Source organism: Paenibacillus sp. P4_E11, from assembly GCF_056401635.1.
The window spans coordinates 1-18,371 of record NZ_JBFUIX010000072.1 but is presented as its reverse complement, the minus strand read 5'-3'; the positions used below and the strand labels follow the sequence as shown (position 1 = coordinate 18,371).

General features: G+C 50.8%; 17 protein-coding genes and 1 pseudogene. 1 reads left to right on the top strand and 17 read right to left on the bottom strand.

Annotation, left to right across the window (positions count from 1 at the left end; translation table 11 throughout):
- Window positions 1-22: 22 nt before the first annotated feature.
- The 10 genes from AC1DWB_RS23405 to AC1DWB_RS23360 form a co-directional block, all read right to left on the bottom strand.
- A complete protein-coding gene (locus AC1DWB_RS23405) occupies window positions 23-283 on the bottom strand; it encodes a metal-sensitive transcriptional regulator (RefSeq protein WP_477543522.1) in 261 nt (86 codons plus the stop codon).
- A gap of 77 nt (window positions 284-360) precedes the next feature.
- Window positions 361-840, bottom strand: a complete 480-nt coding sequence (locus AC1DWB_RS23400; protein ID WP_477543505.1) for a DsrE/DsrF/DrsH-like family protein — start codon at window positions 838-840, stop codon at window positions 361-363.
- On the bottom strand, window positions 833-1,405 hold the full coding sequence (locus tag AC1DWB_RS23395) for a sulfurtransferase TusA family protein (RefSeq protein WP_477543504.1): 573 nt from the start codon (window positions 1,403-1,405) through the stop codon (window positions 833-835). Before AC1DWB_RS23395 ends, AC1DWB_RS23400 begins: the two co-directional genes overlap by 8 nt.
- A 186-nt stretch (window positions 1,406-1,591) precedes the next feature.
- A complete protein-coding gene (locus AC1DWB_RS23390; protein ID WP_477543503.1) occupies window positions 1,592-2,149 on the bottom strand; it encodes an SLOG family protein in 558 nt (185 codons plus the stop codon).
- Between the two features lie 42 nt (window positions 2,150-2,191).
- Window positions 2,192-2,854 carry a pyridoxamine 5'-phosphate oxidase family protein gene (locus AC1DWB_RS23385; protein ID WP_477543502.1) on the bottom strand — a complete coding sequence of 221 codons (663 nt, stop codon included), beginning with the start codon at window positions 2,852-2,854 and terminating at the stop codon, window positions 2,192-2,194.
- A 108-nt stretch (window positions 2,855-2,962) separates the two neighbouring features.
- Entirely contained in the window at window positions 2,963-3,973 is a 1,011-nt protein-coding gene (locus AC1DWB_RS23380; protein ID WP_477543501.1) for a hydroxyacid dehydrogenase, read from the bottom strand.
- A gap of 218 nt (window positions 3,974-4,191) precedes the next feature.
- Complete coding sequence (locus AC1DWB_RS23375; RefSeq protein WP_477543500.1) at window positions 4,192-5,730, bottom strand: MDR family MFS transporter; 1,539 nt, start codon at window positions 5,728-5,730, stop codon at window positions 4,192-4,194.
- 76 nt (window positions 5,731-5,806) lie between these two features.
- Window positions 5,807-6,466 carry an alkaline phosphatase family protein gene (locus AC1DWB_RS23370; protein WP_477543499.1) on the bottom strand — a complete coding sequence of 220 codons (660 nt, stop codon included), beginning with the start codon at window positions 6,464-6,466 and terminating at the stop codon, window positions 5,807-5,809.
- Window positions 6,467-6,652: 186 nt separating this feature from the next.
- A complete protein-coding gene (locus AC1DWB_RS23365; RefSeq protein WP_477543521.1) occupies window positions 6,653-7,504 on the bottom strand; it encodes an EamA family transporter in 852 nt (283 codons plus the stop codon).
- Between the two features lie 186 nt (window positions 7,505-7,690).
- Complete coding sequence (locus AC1DWB_RS23360; RefSeq protein ID WP_477543498.1) at window positions 7,691-8,242, bottom strand: DUF1697 domain-containing protein; 552 nt, start codon at window positions 8,240-8,242, stop codon at window positions 7,691-7,693.
- Between the two features lie 644 nt (window positions 8,243-8,886).
- Here AC1DWB_RS23360 and AC1DWB_RS23355 point away from each other — a divergent pair.
- Complete coding sequence (locus AC1DWB_RS23355; RefSeq protein ID WP_477543497.1) at window positions 8,887-9,291, top strand: VOC family protein; 405 nt, start codon at window positions 8,887-8,889, stop codon at window positions 9,289-9,291.
- A 120-nt stretch (window positions 9,292-9,411) separates the two neighbouring features.
- Here the strand turns inward: AC1DWB_RS23355 and AC1DWB_RS23350 are convergent, their stop codons facing one another.
- The 7 genes and pseudogenes from AC1DWB_RS23350 to AC1DWB_RS23320 form a co-directional block, all read right to left on the bottom strand.
- Complete coding sequence (locus tag AC1DWB_RS23350) at window positions 9,412-9,753, bottom strand: hypothetical protein (protein ID WP_477543496.1); 342 nt, start codon at window positions 9,751-9,753, stop codon at window positions 9,412-9,414.
- A gap of 30 nt (window positions 9,754-9,783) precedes the next feature.
- Window positions 9,784-11,196: a hypothetical protein gene (locus tag AC1DWB_RS23345; RefSeq protein WP_477543495.1), complete on the bottom strand. Its 1,413-nt coding sequence runs from the start codon at window positions 11,194-11,196 to the stop codon at window positions 9,784-9,786.
- A gap of 248 nt (window positions 11,197-11,444) precedes the next feature.
- Entirely contained in the window at window positions 11,445-12,326 is an 882-nt protein-coding gene (locus tag AC1DWB_RS23340; RefSeq protein ID WP_477543494.1) for a carbohydrate ABC transporter permease, read from the bottom strand.
- A gap of 15 nt (window positions 12,327-12,341) precedes the next feature.
- On the bottom strand, window positions 12,342-13,301 hold the full coding sequence (locus AC1DWB_RS23335) for an ABC transporter permease (protein WP_477543493.1): 960 nt from the start codon (window positions 13,299-13,301) through the stop codon (window positions 12,342-12,344).
- 124 nt (window positions 13,302-13,425) lie between these two features.
- Window positions 13,426-15,048: an extracellular solute-binding protein gene (locus AC1DWB_RS23330; RefSeq protein ID WP_477543492.1), complete on the bottom strand. Its 1,623-nt coding sequence runs from the start codon at window positions 15,046-15,048 to the stop codon at window positions 13,426-13,428.
- Between the two features lie 216 nt (window positions 15,049-15,264).
- Window positions 15,265-17,583: a helix-turn-helix domain-containing protein gene (locus tag AC1DWB_RS23325; protein ID WP_477543491.1), complete on the bottom strand. Its 2,319-nt coding sequence runs from the start codon at window positions 17,581-17,583 to the stop codon at window positions 15,265-15,267.
- A gap of 539 nt (window positions 17,584-18,122) precedes the next feature.
- A pseudogene (locus AC1DWB_RS23320) lies at window positions 18,123-18,371 on the bottom strand (hypothetical protein); the annotation flags it as partial.

The following is an 18,371-nucleotide window of genomic DNA, read 5'->3' as shown; positions in this document are numbered from 1 at the left end:
CGTCCTCCCTGATCAGGCCAATCTATCTGCTCTTCACCAACAGCTCAACCGCTTCCTGGACCAGTTTGCCCGGATCGCGGCCCGCATCCTTCTCTTCCAGGATGCATCGCTCCAGATTTACAGCTACGATATAGGCCATCGCCTTATCTACAGCACTGCGCACTGCGGACAGCTGGCTGACCACGTCCTTGCAGTCTTTCTCTTCCTCCATCATCTTCAGCACGCCGCGCACTTGCCCTTCCACACGGCGAAGCCGCCGTTTCACATCGTCATCGTACATCATACTTGTGTCCACCGGCACTTCCCCCTCCTACTCGTATACGTATTATTATAGCCGAAGCGTGGGAACCCGTCTCATCCTTAAATGAATAAATTCACTCGGGCATCAGCTGCATCGCCCAAGTACCCGGCAACGCCTGCATATTCGATACCGTCCAGTAATTCTTCTTCCTTCAGCCCTAGCAAATCCATCGTCATCGTACAGGCAACCAGCTTCACACCTTGCTCCTGGGCCAGCTCGATTAGCTGCGGGAGGCTCAGAGCTCTATGCTTCTTCATCACATGCTTGATCATCGCTGGCCCCATACCCGCCATATTCATTCTGGATAGACCGAGCTTGCTCGCACCTCGCGGCATCATCCAGCCGAACATCTTCTCCAGCAGCCCTTTCTTAACTTGCAGCGGCTCGTCTTTGCGAAGTGTATTCAAGCCCCAGAAGGTGAAAAAGATCGTCACCTCATGCTCGTAAGCAGCTGCACCGTTCGCTATTATGAAAGCGGCAATCGCTTTATCCAAATCCCCGCTGAACAGGACAATCGTTGTTTTTTCCGGATCAGGCATCGTCATTACTCCTCCAATTCGCCATTCCAGGCAGTACGTTCCTCACATTCGCATACCCATTCTCAACTAGCATCTGACAGGCCAGATCACTGCGAGTACCCGTTCGGCAAATCACATAGTAGGTCGCTTGCGGATCAAGCTCGCTGAGTGTGCTTTCCAGATCGTCCAGTGGAACTGATATAGCACCCGGTATATGTTGAAATACGAATTCTGCGGGTTCCCGCACATCGAGCAGGATAAAGCTCTCACCTCCGTTCAACATCTCTTCCAGCTGTTCATGGCTAACTGTATTCGGGTAGCGAATGTCATTTAACTTCTCTTGATCGGAAGATTTCCTGATGAAATGGCGGTACACGCCGTTCTCCTCCTTCACGCCTACATACTGCTGACCTGTACGCTTCGTCCACGCCTGCAAATCCGCCACAGAGCCTTTGTCGGTAGCTCTCACTTCAATCACTTCGCCAGCCTGCATATCATCGATGGCTTTCTTCGTCTTGACGATAGGCATAGGACAAGCCATGCCTTCACATTCCAATATCCGATTCGTTGTTAGCTGCACAGTCATTTCGTGTATCCTCCCGCTTATACCCCACCGGGTATTATTTTTTGCAAAAAAAAGAGCTTGTTGCAAAGGAAATAAAACGTTCAGATTTATATCGGTTATATACCCCTGTGGGTATAATAATAAAACAGCATGAACTATTTTGTCAACTTCCAATGCTTGCTCATTCGTCCCACAACTCTCTTTTAGCTACGAGTCATACTCCATTCGTTCATCATCCGCCAGACTTTGCAGGTCGTAGGCCGTAATGCTGATGATGGGATATTCCCGTTTCTCCGCCATCTGCATCGCTTGCCGCTTGATGAATCGAGGTGAGCCTTCATTCTCCTCATCGTACAAGAGAAGTAATCCATCGGAGTTGCGAAGCAGGAACTTATCTTTCTCCGCGAACTGCCAAGTCCCCTCGTATTTGGTCTTCGTTACGCTGCTGACGAAATCGGCCTGCTGAATCACACTGCTGTATAGCGCGCGCTTCTCCTCACTCCACTTCTCATCCTGCTCCAGAAATGGGGTGATGACCGCAAGCTGAAGTCTCGGATGCTGCTTCTTCAGCTCCAACGCTGATTCCGCCGCCCATAGCTCCACGCCCCACTGCCCGCTGACGATCACCCACTCCAACCCCTCATCAATCAGAGCGAGGAGCTGCTTGGTGATCGCTTTCTTAATAATCGGGATTCCCTTGTGCTTGAGTGAGAATATTCCTAGCTCGGTGGCCCGATAGCCTGTGACTAATAGCCGATTCACCATTCCGCTCCTCCTTCTCCTCATTCTATATGTCGGATCCTAGCATTAATACATCCGTTTCGTGTAGCTTTCCCGAAGCTGCGCCTCTACTTCCTCCACCGTGACAGGCTCGGCCTCGTCCTTAGCTCCAGCATTGATGTGACCGACTAGCATTTTCGCTGCAGAAGGACGTTCCTCCTGGCTCAGCCACGACTCGGGGCGCCACAATCCGGAACGCTTGAACGCTTTGGCACAATGAATGTAGCATTCCTCAATCTCCACACCGATTCCCATTAGAGGCACCTTGCCGTCCACCGCTGTAAGCTCGAGCAGGTGGGGATCTCGGCTCACACAAGCTGATCCGTTAACCCGGAACGTCTCCTCCAGACCAGGAATAAGGAAGATCAGACCAATGCCAGGATTGGTGAGCAGATTGCGGATCGAGTCCAGTCGGCGGTTGCCTGGGCGCTCCGGTATAAATAAATGTCGGTTATCCATAATATGAACGAACCCGCAAGCATCCCCGCGCGGAGACACATCGCAATGCCCTTCGGAGTCGGAAGTCGCGATCATGAGAAAGGGAGACTTGGCAATAAACTCTCTGCTGGCAGCATCAAGCTCATGACGCAGCTTGCGAGCCGCGAGTTTTCCTGGATAGCCCCCAAGCTCGGGGCGCAGTTGCTCCAATTGTTCGAGTGACGTGATGCAATTCGTAAATCTAGCATCCATCGTATATTTTCCTCCATTCTATGGCCTGGATGAAAAAACGGGATGATTCGGGGAACACCCGACTTCAGCCCGATTGATGATTTTCTTATGGGTAGCGCTGATCTATCCTCATGCCATCGTTTCCAGCATCTCCAGCGTAACCTGATATTTCAACTTCTCACCATTCAGATAGCGCCCGAACTCCTCTGCCACGTACGCCCCCATGCGAGCGACTTCCTCGTTCATACTGCCGGCAATATGCGGCGTAAGAATGACGTTGTCGAGCTGCAGGAATGCACTGTCTTCCTCCACAGGCTCTGGAAATGTCACATCCAGAATAGCAGTACGGCCTGGTTCGCTGCGCAGCGCTTGAATCAGATCAGCCTCGACGACCTGGGCGCCACGACCGGTGTTGATGAAGGTAGCGCTAGGCGACATACAATTGAAATGTTCCTTGTTCAGTATACCTTTCGTTTCCGGTAAATTCGCCAAGTGGTTCGAAATCGTGTCACATGTAGTGAAGATGTCGATCAGATCGCTCTTCTGGACACCCAACTCCACCGCCTTCTCATCCGGCAAGAATGGATCGAATACTTTCACCTTGATGTTGTAGCTCTTGAGCAGCTCGATCACTTTTCTACCGATCATGCCTACTCCGAGGATACCGACAGTCTGACCGTAATTGCCCCGGTACCCGGCTCTCGTCGCGAAGGACGTTTTGTAACCGCTCTTCTTATAGTGCAGTGCCGTTTGGTGGTACCCTTTGTTCGCCAGAACTATGGTAGCTACCGTAAATTCCGCTACGGGGATCGCATTGGCCGCCCAGGCGCTCATCACAGTTATATTCCGCGCCAGAAAAGGACGAGCGAACGCTTGAACAGACCCAGCACCATACAGTACGATTTTCAAATTCGGAAAGTATCGGCCCAGTTCCTCTTCCGTAAAAGGCGATATGCCCCACGTGCTGAATGCGACTTCTACGTCTTGCAGTTCATTTATATGTTGTTCTGCGTTAGCCTGATTGATGTACACCGGATACACGTCCACTAACTGATTCAGTTCGTTCCGCGTCTGCTCATCGTACACCTTATTAACCATAGCATTACCTGGATTCGCTAAGAAAACGGCCTTCTTCTTCATTTGCTTTGCTAGCCTCCGCTTCGATTGCTTTCGTTATTGAGTGTCCTATTTCTGATTGTACCACGGATGGTTATGATTGCTACACCTCTTTTTTGAAAGAAACCCACAAGTGACGTGAGCCTTCGGAGCTTATTCCTATTACTTTGTGTGGCACACATAATGACGACCTGGCCATTGGCAGGTCGTCGAAGATTAGTTGTGGGTAGGCTGAAGTACGTTTAATGCCCCCCGGAGTACTCTCCACTTTCCTGAGTATGCTCCAGCTTGTCACGACCCATGAAGAAGGCCGCCGCCAGTCCCAATACTGCTGGAATGATGGCCCAGGCGAACGTGGTCACAATGGAGGAGGAGAGCGCCTCCGATACTTTGTCCAGCACCTCGGCTGGAATCTTGGCACGGGTCGCCGGTGACAGCAACTCATGCGGATTGCTGCTTAACTCGCTGCCCTGCGGCATCTGGCCACCTGAGCTAGCGAATGTGTCGGTCAGCTTGCGTGTGAAGGCGTGACTCTGGATAATACCGAATACGGTAATCCCGATCGTCATCCCAAGCGACCGCAGGAAGTTGAGCGTCGCGGTAGCGGAGCCGCGCTGTCTCGCGGAGAAGGCATGAATCGCTGCGCTACTCAACACCGAGAAGGAAGCTCCGATTCCGAGTCCGGTAAGAATCATATAGACGGTTACCGTGAACCGGGACGAGTCGGGCGATATCGTGGTCAACAGAACGATACCGACAACGAGAAGGGCCAAGGTCGGGAGCATAATGGTCCGGTACTTGATCTTCGTCATCAGGAATCCGCCAGCCGTAGCGGTTACGACTGACCCGACCATCATAGGTAACAGTACAAGCCCCGAGTTAGTCGCTGAACCTCCAAGCACACCCTGAATGAAGATAGGAATGTAGACAGACGCCGTAATGAACGCAGCTCCGCTGAACATAGCAATCGCGTTGCTTGAAGCGTAAAGCCGTCTCGAAAACATAGAGAACGAGATGATTGGTTCTGCCACCCGCGTCTCCGCTATGACGAACACAACAGTCAAGACGGCGAATCCAGCGAACAGTCCTAGAATGACGGTAGAATTCCAAGCGTACTCTTTGCCGCCAAGTTCGAGTGCGAACATGAGACATACGACAGCCCCGACGAGTGTAAAGGCACCGATCCAGTCAATCTTTTGCCGGGTATGAACGGGTGATTCCTTATAGAAGAAGGCAATCATGACAAAGGCGATAATCCCGATAGGCAAGTTGATGTAGAATACCCATTCCCAGCCAATATAGTCGGTAATGTATGCCCCGAGCAAAGGTCCGAAGATGCTGGACATACCGAACACAGCGCCGAACAACCCCGTCAACTTCCCTCGACTTTCGATAGGCACGGCATCGAACATGATCGTGAAGGCGATAGGCACTAATGCCCCTGCGCCAATCCCTTGAATCGCACGGTACAAGCTCAGTTCTACGATAGAACCCGCTGTTCCACATAGAATGGACCCTAACATGAAGACTAAGATCCCAAATACAAAAAAACGTTTGCGTCCGTACATATCGGACAACTTACCGAATATCGGCATTCCGGCCATCTCGGCCACCATGTAAGCGGAAGTGACCCAGACGAACTTGTCCAGTCCGCCCAACTCCCCTACGATCGTACCCATTGCTGTTGCGACAATTGTATTGTCCATCGAAGCCATCAGGATGCCTAACAAGAGTCCCGCGACCACGATTCCAATTCGATTCTTCTTTGCTTGCTCTACCATTCTGTATCTCCTTACTGTGGATTAACTTCATCATTATTCTAACTCAATTGCTGTAAAAGTGTTGTTAATGTTTCATTTATTCCACACGAAATCCACGCGCACTGGGCACTTCAGCTTCCCATGTAGGCGGCGCCTCAAGGCCTATCACTCGCAGGACTACCGCTGCTGTGTCTGTAATGGTGATGCCTCCTGCAATTCCGGACCCAGGACGGACGCCCGGTCCCGTGCATCCCCAGAATATCGTCTGATCCATAGGGTGATCACTACCATGATCGTGTGTGTTCACTCCGCCTCCACCATGGTCAGATACCATGATTATCAGACTATCATCCATCATTCCTGCCCGTTCGATCGCACGAAGAACAATGCCGATCAGTTCGTCCGTCTCAGTAATAGATGCCATCTGCTCTCTCGTGTTATAACCATGGCGATGACCCTCCGCGTCTGGCAAATCGAACGCTAGGAACATCAGCCTGAGATCTGGGTGTTCGCTAATATATTCGGCTGCCGCATGAGCCAATTCCCGGTCTGGCATCGACACTTTATGTACGTCAATGTTGGACTCGATAATCCCGGAATTGATCGGTTTCCAGGCGCAGAATGAGGCTAGTTCCGCCTTAGGATCCGCTTCACGGACAACCCGGAACACCGACGGATACAACGAATCGTCCGGGAATGTCTCTTCGCTTGCCTTGCGATTCGTCAATCCATGTTGATCAGGACTAACACCATGCAACAGCGAGCCCCAGCATTGTGCGCTGATCGACGGTAATACGGTCTGGGCCTTGAAGTCGAATGCTCCCCGCGCAATCAGGAATCTAAATTAGGCGTATGTGCCGCTTGAACGAAATTGCCGGCTCCGTCCCAACCGATGATGAATACCCGTTGTACTAGTGTCATAGTGTTCGCTCTCCTCATTCCGTTACGGGTTACCCCATACTCCGATAATAATTACGCCCGCTGTAATGACAGCCGACATGGTAACTCGCCTCAGCCCATGCGCTTCCTTCAGCAGCAGCACACCGAACAATGTGCCGAATACCGTACCCATCTCGCGGATTGGCGCCAGATGCGACAAAGGGGCTAGTTGAACCGCAAGCAAGAATAGCAAGTACGAGCCTGGCGAGAATATGGAGCCGAGCAGAATGGTCTTCAGGTTCGTTTTCCATTCTGCCTTGAGCGAACGCGAACGCAGAACGGCAGGAGTTAGCACGAGTACATAGACGATATTCGCCAGTTCAATTAGCGCGAAGGGCGAGATCGACTCCAGCACCATTTTATCAACCATAACGTAGCCCGTAATACACAATCCGACCGTAAGCGCTGGAACCAAGCTTCGAATCGATGCCGTCCCCAGACGAGTTCGGTACATTCCACTTATCGTGTACAGACCGAGTACAATACAAGCGATACCAGCCCAACCAGCTGGTGATAAAGCCTCCCCATAAATCCACACACTTAGAATCGGGACCAGTAGAGCCCCAGTTCCCCGCATGATCGGGTACACCTGGGACATATCCCCTTGCTTATAAGCGTACGGGAGCAGCAGACAATATCCCATCTGGAACAATATCGATAGCGCTATGTACATATAGCCGCTCGAGGAGATCGAACTTTGGGTCAGTTCCAGGATAAAGTTCGGTAGCAGCAGCACGCTAGCGATCACGTGAATGGACCACAGAAACACGCTTTTGTTCAGGCTGCTCTTCGTAAATAAGTTCCATACCGCATGGATCAATCCCGAACAGAGTACAAGTAGGAGTGCAGCAGTGATAGAGGTGTTCCTCCTTTGGGATCATAAACAAGGAATGTTGTGCCCCCATTATACTGCCGAACCCGCTTCACTTCAACACAAAAACAACTAATATTAACTAACATCAACATAAATCCACAATTATTATAGAAATCTCGGTTAAATTCTGTGGATTTCGTTGTGCCATCAGTGGGTGGATATCCTTTATTACACCTCCATCGCTTTTCCCATCTCAAGAAGCTTGCGGGTAGTCGCCCAATTGCGAGTCGTCGCTGCCACTCCTAACTTCTTCTCCAGCAAATTGTTGGAGAACATGGATTTCCGAATGCTTTGACGGCAAAACACATACACTTCCGTATCCGCGAAATGATAATCGTCGACTTCGCTATTGCAAGCAAGCAGCCAGTCGATTCCCGGTTGTGCAGGCACTTCGGCGAGCAATGAAACGTAAAGTGTCTCTCCATCGGCCCAATCCTCTGTGCGGAACGGACAATCTCGAACGACGCGCTCCAATTCCTGGACGGTTCGCAGCACGACTGTGACCTGGAAGCCGAACACCGATTCAATCTGCTCTTCGATCTGGGAACGCAACAACTCCATCCTGATCTCCTGCGACTCGAACAACACGTTGCCGCTCTGGATATACGTTTGTACCCGCTCGAAGCCCAGCCCCTCGAACATGAGCTTCAGTTCAGCCATCTTGATTAGCTTCTGCCCACTTACGTTGATACCCCGAAGAAGTGCGATATACACCTTCATTCCTTACCTCCACTACACGGTGATTTTCCTCAGTATATCATGGCAGGACTTTGACTATTCTCATTATACCCGGACATGACTGACAACTTTAGTCAGTGAATATTCTCCTCTCAAAAAAAACAAACCTGACTCAACAAGTCACGTGAGCAGAAAGCATTAAGCTTAATTGAATTGATCCGCCTCGCCAGACACCTCATAGGCGTTACAAACCCTCCGGTTGAATAACTACAATTCCGATAGGTCCATCTGCTGCAGACAGCACGGACACCAGCGACTCTGCCTCCTGGACCGCTGCAGCACGAAAGCCCAGAAATACTGTTGTAGTTCCGAAGGGTCAGAATAATTCAGTGTTCCCCGTTCACCATGATGCGGCAATTCAGGTACAACGACCTTATAGCCCCAATCGGATAGCAGGGATGCGAAGAACAAATACTGTTCTATACGGGAGGCCCAACCGTGATATAGAAGGATGGTGCCTACAGATTTCACAGAGCAAGGGTCCATTTGAATACACGGAATACCGGCGATACTGCAGTTCTTGTAACGATCCATAATAGCAATCGATAAGAAATTGTGGCAGACTTAACATGCTACAATTGGACTGTGCAAATCATTCACACCATTAATGAAAGGATGAATTGAAGATGGCCAAACATACTACTTATATTTTCTCGGAGGACGCAAGAGCTCAAGCTGAGTTCTATACACAAGCGCTTGGCGGAGAAATCTTGTCTATCATGACACATGGTGAGCTCCCTAACTCATCGGATGCGCTCAAGGACAAAGTGTTGCATTTGAGTCTGATGGCTGCGGGAGTTAACTTCCTTATGTGCGACTCCGCACCGGCAACTACAGGGGACGCGATCCACCTATGCCTGGAGTACGCCACAGAAGCCGAGGCACACGAAGCCTTTAATAATCTGGCGGCAGGCGGCAAAGTGAACCATCCGTTGGAGCCAGCGTTCTGGGGTACCTTGTTCGGTCAGATCGAAGACAAGTTCGGCATACATTGGATGATCACAACAGAGGCGAAAGAAAACCAATCCTGATCCAGCCGATACCAGTTCCGCAATTATGGGGCTTTGGCAATAAGGAACCGAGAAAACACCAGAGCAGAGGCTGACCGAAACGTAATTCGGCAGCCTCTGCTCTTTTGAGTATTTATATTATCATTTTTCAGGAAACAAGTACCGGGACGACAATTGAGCGAACACCTCGCTGTGAAACTTCTTTTTCTCACGTACGAGATGCTGGGCCATCAGCCGGTACAACCGGGCGAGCGCTTCATTGCTACAGCAATCCGCTTCCTTATCCAAGGCATATGCCATCATGGCTAACTCCTGACCGTCCAGTCCGATAAGACCCTCGGTATACACGATCTTCTTCGCAAGCTTTCTATACATCCGAGACTCATACCGATGTTTAATCTTTCTTGCCATTTCAATCACAGCGTTTACGATTAATATTTTGTCGGTGGTTGTCAATTCAATCCATGTATTCGAGCTTACCATTCTCGAAGTCACTCCTTGTCTCGATTAAGGTTATTGATTCCTCGAGGCCAAGAAGGACATGGGCGGACGTCCAGGCGGTGCGTTCGACCATTTCGTGTACGGTTTGGTGAAGCTGACCCACAGCCGGATCTTACTGAGCAGCTTGGTATCAACGGTGTTATTCAGAATTCCCGTGAATGAGAGACCGTGTGCAGAACTGGACACTTTCCCCGGATTGGGACAAAACGGCGGGCTATACATGATGACAGCCATCGGCATTTCCGAAAAAGGCGAGAGGGGAATCGGCCATGATGATTCATCCAGTGGCGTCCCTCGCAACGATGGCGATGGCAATGGCTGAGAAGGTTCCCGTTCAATAACAGGTAATACCCTATCATCCTTCGATCGACTTTTAGAATTGGAAGCAGCCAGAGCTACTCGCTCTGTCTCCGACTGCACCTCGGCCTGAGAGGTCGAGAGCGAATCGAACGTCGGTTCCGACCGCAGCGAATACTCTGTAATAGTCGGTGGAGGAATGGGCCGATTCCCCGTTGCAGGGTGGATCGCAGCCGAATGAGATGGCGGTGGCTTGTAACTGTGAGACGCAACCTCGTCCGATGGTACGGTTACCGATGCCGATGCCTCCAGCTCAAGAGAGGTTGGAGGCGAGGATTGGGGTACGTCAGGTACACTAGGAGCCGGTTCGTTCCCTTTCCCTTGCGGCTTCGGTGGCTCCACTACCGGTACAGTAGTGATCGGCTCGACCACGGGCGCCAGCACCGTGCCCACTGTCTCCGTCACCGGTTTCAGTACATTGGTTACCGTTGTCAGCGCTGGCTTAACTACAGGCGTTAATACCAAGCTCACCGATTCGACCACAGGCGTCAACACCTTGCCGACCGTCTCCGTCACCGGCACTAGCACATCTGTCACCGTAGTCAGCACCGGCTCGACCACGGGCGTCAACACCGCGCCCACTGTCTGCGTTACCGGCACCAGCGCGTCTGTCACCGTAGTCAGCACCGGCTCGACCACGGGCGTCAACACCGTGCTCACTGTCTCCGTCACCGGCACCAGCGTATCAGTGACCGTAGTCAGCACCGGCTCAACCACGGGCTTCAACACCGTGTCCACTGTCTGCGTTACCGGCATCAGCGTATCAGTGACCGTAGTCAGCACCGGCTCGACCACAGGCTTCAACACCGTGTTCACTGTCTGTGTTACCGGCTTCAAGGTCTCGGTCACCGGGGACAACACCGGTTCGACCACAGGCGTCAACACCGTGTCCACTGTTTGCGTTACCGGCTTCAAGGTCTCGGTCACACTATTTACAAGTCCCGTTAACCCGCCCAGCAAGCCCGGAGAGACAGGCTGCTCCTTAGCGGCCGATGCAGAACACTCCCACACGAAGCTTATCGAAAGGATAGAAAGAGATAAAAAGAGCAGAAGCATATAACGTTTCAAGGCATTCACCTCCTTCCATCTCGATACTCTCCAGCGATTCGTTGAAGATCATCTTACATAGAACGGTGTAGCGAACTGCTTATCGAAATTTTTTTGCGAAGCAAAGCCCATCCATAGACGCGGAAATGAACAAGAATTTGTATTTATCGATATAGATTCGCCAAAGATTGGTAATTTCCTGTCTGTAGTGGGTAAATTAATCTAGCATCTAGCGAAGGAGTAAAGAAAAACCCAGAGCAATCGCCCCCTTACCCTTTGATTGCACCGACTAACGCGCCCTTGACGAAATACTTTTGCAAGAACGGATAAACAAGCAGGATCGGCACCGTCGCCACAATGATCGTCGCGTACTTGAGTGTCACGGACAGCATCGCAATGTCTCCCGCCATCGCCCCAGTAGCCATCGAGCTAGCCTCACCCTGAAGCAGAATCTCACGCAGCACCAGCTGCAGCGGATAGAGCGAACGTTCCTGTAAGAAGATCATCGCGTTGAACCAGGAATTCCAGTGGCTTACGCCATAATAGAGCATCATGACGGCCACGACTGGCATCGACAGGGGCAGAATGATACGGAACAGAATAACGAAGTCGTTCGCCCCATCCATCTTGGCTGATTCCTCCAGACTGTCCGGTATAGCCTCGAACGCTGTTTTCATAATAATCAGGTTGAACGTGTTGATCGCCTGTGGAATAATGAGTGCCCAGAGCGTATTCACGAGGCCGACCCCTTTTACTGTGAAAAAGAACGGGATCAACCCACCGCTGAAAAACATCGTAAACACGATGAACAACATCAACTGCTTGCGATAGCGTAAGCTTTTGCGAGACAGGGCGTACGCTCCGAACGCGGTCAGCAATATATTGAAGGCCAAGCCAACCACGACAACGAAAAATGTATTGCCATATCCTTTCAGAATCATCGGGTTCTGGAACACGTTCTGGTAGGCTTCCAACGAGAACCCCATCGGCTTCAACAAGATTCCATTGTGCGCCATTAATTTCCCGGCATCGCTAAGTGAAGCGAACGCTACGTACAGGACCGGGTATATCGTAACGATCATCAACGCGGTCAAAAAAATCATATTCACAAGGTCGAACACCCGTTCAGACCATGTTGGCCGGTTCAGCATCCCCATTCTCCTCCCCTACCACAAGCTCGTGTCGTTCAATCGACGGCTTAACCAGTTGGAGAACACAACAAGAATGAAGTTCACCAAGGAGTTAAACAACCCGACCGCCGAGCTGAAGCTGTAATTGAAATCCTGCAGTCCGACTCGATACACGTAGGAGGATATAACGTCCGCCGTTCCGTACGTGCCTGGATTGTATAGCAGGATGATTTTTTCGAAGCCCACGTTCATCATCCGACCAACACTTAAGATAAGCAAAATAACAATCGTCGGCATAATGCCAGGCAGTGTAATGTGCAGCATCTGCTTCCATCGGCCAGCCCCATCCATACGTGCCGCTTCATATTGCTCCGGATCGATGCCGGTCAAGGCTGCGAGGAATATGATCGTCCCCCAACCGATATGCTGCCAAACGCCGGATGACACATAGATCGTGCGGAACCAGCTCGGCTCAAGCAGTAAGGAGATGCGTTCACCGCCGAAGAAGACGATCAGATCGTTAATGACACCATCACTGGAAGTAAAGTCCTTAATAATGCCGCAGATGACGACAAGCGAGATGAAATGAGGTAGATAAGTGACCGTCTGCACGGTTCGCTTGAACAAGGAATGTCTCACTTCATTCAATAACAGAGCTAGAATGATGGGTGCCGGGAAACCGAATATGAGCTCATAGAAGCTGATCAGAATCGTATTCTTGATCGTCCTCCAGAAGTAAGCGCCGTTAAAGAACGTCTCAAAATGTTCAAACCCTGCCCAGTCGCTTCCCCATATCCCTAGACGTGGGGAAAAATCCTTAAAGGCAATAATCGCGCCATACATCGGGGCGTAGTGAAACACTACGTAGAACAGCAAGACGGGAAGCAGCATGACATACAGCAGCTTGTTCTTGCGAATATCCATGATTAGGCCAAAAGTGGTTCGCTTCTTCGGAATAAAGGGAACCCTCGATGTTTCTTGATTCACTGCTGCCACTTGAACTCCCTCCATCCATTCATATAGCCGCTGCCCGGACGATGCGCCCCGCCATCCTGACAGAAGCAACTGCTGATGCAGATTTCAGGCGCATCGCTGAAGCAAGCAGCCATTCTATTGTGTATTAGCGCTTGTTGTAACGATCCAGCGCATCCTGGTAAATCTTAATCACTTTGTCGATCCCCATATCCTTCAATTGCTTCACATAGTCGTCGAATTTGTCGAGCGATTCCTTGCCCATGACGAATTTGATGAACATTTCTTCCTTATAGCTCGTGATCGCTGTGGTCAACTTGGCCATTTCCTTGCTCTCTTCTACAGTAGGCGTTATGAATGAAGGCATGACATGCTTGGCTGCTTCAGTCTGCTCCCAAATCTTAATCGCTTCATCCTGCTCTGGGTACGTATTGAACGTCTTCCTGTCGTCGCCTGGGAACGGGCCGTTCGGCTTCGTGTACTGGGACACCATTTGCTGGAAGTTGTACTTAGGGTCTTTCACCATCTTATCTGAATATGTCGGTGTACCGTTCTTCACCGTATAGCTGTCGCCATCAATACCGAAGTTGAACAGTAAGCTGCCCTTCTCGCTATATGCATAGTCCAGCCATTTGATCGCCAGCTCCGGGTTCTTGGCAGCAGTCGTGACAGCCTTGCTAGCCGCTGGAGCGTACTTGAATTCACGCTGAGCAATAAACGCCTTCTCGCCTTTCTTAACCGTCGGGTAAGGCGCGGCCACCAGCTGGAACTTCGGATCTGCCTTCTTCCCCGTCTCCATCCAGCGTCCCATGCCTCCGCTTAACAGCGCGACAGTTGCCCCAGAGGCGTTGCTCATCATCTTCGTATCGAACGCCTTCGAATCGGTGTTCAGGGCGAAGTCTTTGTCGAGCAGCCCTTCCGCGTACCATTTGCGCAGCAGCGTAAGCGCTTCCTTGAATTGCGGATCGGCTGGTCCATACTTCACTTTGCCGGCGTCGTCTACATAGTAGCGATTGGCGGTTTTGTAAGCGCCGATGAAGGCGTCTTGCAGGTTCAACTCATTGTTGTATTGGGCCGTTAACGGAGCGGCAGCTCCCTTCTTCTCTTTGAACGCCTTCAATACGGTGTACCATTCGTCGATCGTAGTCGGTACCGTGAGCTTCAGCTCGTCGAGCCAGTCCTTACGAATCATCGGTCCGCGATACACAAGCCCGTTGTCCGGACGGATCATCGGGAATACATAATACTTGCCGCTGTCCGTCTTGATCATCTTCTCAAGCTCCTTATCCTTGGCGAGCAGCTTCTTCAGATTAGGCGCGTGCTTGTCGATCAGCTCATTCAAGGGCAGAATCACTTTGTCGGAGATGGCCTTCTCTGGTCCTCCGGGATACCCGGTGTTCCAGTCATATTCAATCGTATCCGGCAAATTGTTCGAGGCGATCAGCAGGTTGAACTGTTCCTTCGATTGGCCGTCTGCCGGGTGGGTGTACTTCACTTTAATACCAGTTTCCTTCTCCAACTGCTTGCCGAACGGCGAGTCGGACAGATTAGGAAAGAACGTAATGAGGTTCGGATTAATCTGCTCCCAGGACGTTAACGTCTCTGTCGTGCTAATCGGGTATTTCCCGGCTTCTGGTGCGACCGCTGACGACGACTTCGGGGAATCTTTCGTTTCCCCTGTGTTTTGCTTCGTGCAAGCTACGAACATGCTGGATGCTAATGCGACACATACTGCCATGCTGAATGTCCGTTTATTGAACTGTTTTCCCATGCCCATCCCCCTGATCACTAATAAGGTAAGTGTGCAATCTCTGTGCACCTAAGCGTCATTATGCAGGCAGCAGCCGCCCTTGAATATAATCAAAACGCCAATAACGTCTTCAAAATCGCGAATCGTCAATATGCAATTTCTCAACTGCCTCTGCAAAAACCGGAAAAGCCGCATCAAGCGGCTCTTTGGACATCCCCTATATATCGATTAGGCACCTCAACCACTACCAATTCCCTTGTACTTGCCCGGTGTGATCCCCTCGAATTTCTTGAAAATCCGGTTGAACGTATTGATATCGGCGTACCCGACCCTTCTGGCGATTTCCGCTACTGGCAACTGTTGCTCGGTGAGCAGCTTCTTGGCTGCTTCCAGACGGGTCTTGTTGATGAAATCGAGCAACGCTTCGCCTGTCTGCGTCTTGAACTGCTTGGACAAGTAAGAAGGTGTAAGACCGAACGTTTCTCCGATCATCGAGATGTTCAGATTCTCATTGTTGTAATGCTGCGTCACGTAGTCGATAACTTGCTGGCTGATCGGATTCACCTCTTGCTTGCGATCCTCTTCAATCGTCCGACACACCCGCTCCAGCACATCACGGATTTGCACCACCATGTCCTTGATCGTCTCGCAGGCCAGCAGCCGATCGATCGGGTCGACATGCTCCATGACCTTCCGCTTGCTGTCTGCCCCGATCTCATCCACCGTCTTGAGCAATGTACTGATAAGATCGAACATAAGGCACTTGGCATGCGAGACGGAGATCGATGTGTTGACCGTGTTAATCTGGATAATCTCATCGATAATGGCCTTCGAGCGTTCGAAATCGCCTGTCTTAACGAAATTGATCAACTGCTGCTCCACATGCAACGGGTAATAATAGCTGCCCGGTCCACCTGTCGCTTCCGTGCTCGGCAAGTCTTCGTACGCGATCATCTCGCCGCTGCCCATGACGAGCCGGTATTCCATCGCCTCCAATGTTTCCTGATAGGCGCGAGGCAGCCCGTACAAGTCCTGATGAATGCCGCTAATCGCCACGGTTAAGTTCACATGGAAGTGATCGAGCAGGAATTGCTTCACCTGCCGAGCGATACGCTGAAGCTCCTCTTGATCCGCTTCCGTCCGGAAATTGACGATACAAGCGAGCGAGTCGTCCATATCGGCGGCGAACGCCTGATGTCGCTCTCCCGCAACCTCTTCTACGATATTCATCACGATGAAATGCAGCAGCTTCGCCTTCTGCGGGTCGGTATAGGCCGCCGAGTCCAACTTCCCATAGTTCTCGACATGAAACATCAACACCGCGAAGGTTGGCGTTGCGAAACGAATATCGTGAGCGGCCAGCGACTCGTGCACAGGTACATTCTGGTCGAGCCGCCCCTTCAGCAAGCCCTGTAGAAAATGCGACCGTATCGCATCACGATGCTGGTTCAAGCGCTGGTCGATCTTCTCCTTCTCGGCGAACGTGTTGTTAAGCGCATCCTGCAAGTACAAATATTCGTTCGAGCTTTCGTTGTAAGAGACGCCGGATTTGACGGAGAGGCTGCGAATGAGCAGACTGATCGGGATGTAATTTTTTTTGAGAAACCAATACGTCACTACACCTCCGACCAAGAGACACAACACAATGCTTGCGTAGATTAGCTTCTTCATGTATTGCATCTTCTCATCGAACAGCTCGGCTGGAATCATCGAGACATACTTCCACCCGGTGCTGCTTGATGTTGTATAGGAGACCGCCACTTTCTTGCCGGACACCTGATCGTAGAACAGACCATTCCCGCCGATAAGCTTGTCCACTAGCTGATGTTCAGAGCTATATTCGGAGTCGGTCGAAGCGACCAAGCGATTTTGCTTATCCAATACCGCTACTGTGGCATGATTAGCCGACGATATGTTCTCCAGCAGCTTCGAATCCTTAATGACGAACAGAATGACCGCCCCCGGCTGATCCGGGTTGTCCAGAATGACAGACTTAGCGTACATCACCGCTTTGTCCGACTGATTGTCTTCCTTAATCCGCACTGGCRCATATTCCTGCATATACCGCTTATCGAAAAAAGCTTTCCATTGCTCGTAGCTCATGTCGTCCCGTTCGCGAACGATTTCGTACAAGCGGCGGCTATTCATATGATCCCGGGTCGATAAGACCGTGTCGCTGTTCTTGTAGTAAATATAGATTTGTTCGATGTAGTCATTGGCCATCTTGTACACGCGCAGATCGTTCGCAATATTGACTACCTCGTAGTAGTCGTTGTCTGTAAGCGGTTTCGCTACACTTAGGAAAGCCGCCACCCGCTTGTTGAGCGCAATCTCCACACTTAACCGCTCGATTCCCTTCAAGCTGCTGTCGATTGCCTGTTCGGTCTGCTTCAGCAAGGATTCGTTGGCACGAGTGATCTCAGATTCCACGACGTGCCAAGTCGCCACATAGATCACTCCGCTGATCATGATGGGAACTAGCAGAACGGATATGTAGGAGAATAGCCACGTCACGATCACGCTGCGTTTATTGAATCGGACCTTCTTCCCACTCATACAAGCTTCCCCTCACTCGTTGTAATTGCTTTCATTCCCACCATTATACCGAAATCCAGGAGGGAGAGATATGGGAAATGGTTGAACCACGACCTGTGAACGAACCGATTCGGTTAATCCACTTGCAGTTAGGGTTTCCAATTGTGGATGCATAAGTTCACACGGTATGAACCATCATAATGATGATCGGAGTAGGATTAGCTTATGATGTATGACTCAATTTGAAATCGCAAAAGAGAGTCACACTTCTCAGGCTCACAAGGATGGAGGTGAATCATATGCCCAAAGGTATGAAGAAGAACGAGGGAAACAAATATAACACAAACCAGAATTACGCGGCGCAAGTTTTAAAAAACCATGAGGTTCATCCAGCACAAAACAATCCTCGCGAAAGCGACGACACGCCTCGACATTCCTAATATATAATAGTGCCGGGACGATCACTCCCGGCATTTCGTTATAGAACGGTGGAAAACCACAAGACGTTTACTAGCCTGAAACACCATATTCGATTACTCCCATACTCCTGCTCCCTTCTCCTACTGAGCATCCTGACGCTGTACCACCGACAAAAAGCCCGCGACATGGTACAAGGCAGCCAATCCCTGCTGTTCAGCAGCTCTGGCCTGACGTAGCAAGGCGATCGCTTTTTGCCCGTTTGGTGGATCATTGGGCGACAATAGCTTGGCACCAAATGGAAACATCCGGCACAGCTCCTGGAAGGTCTCCGCGCAATGCTCATAGTGCTGAGCCGACTCTAGAAGATATCGTTGCACGTCCTCTAAACC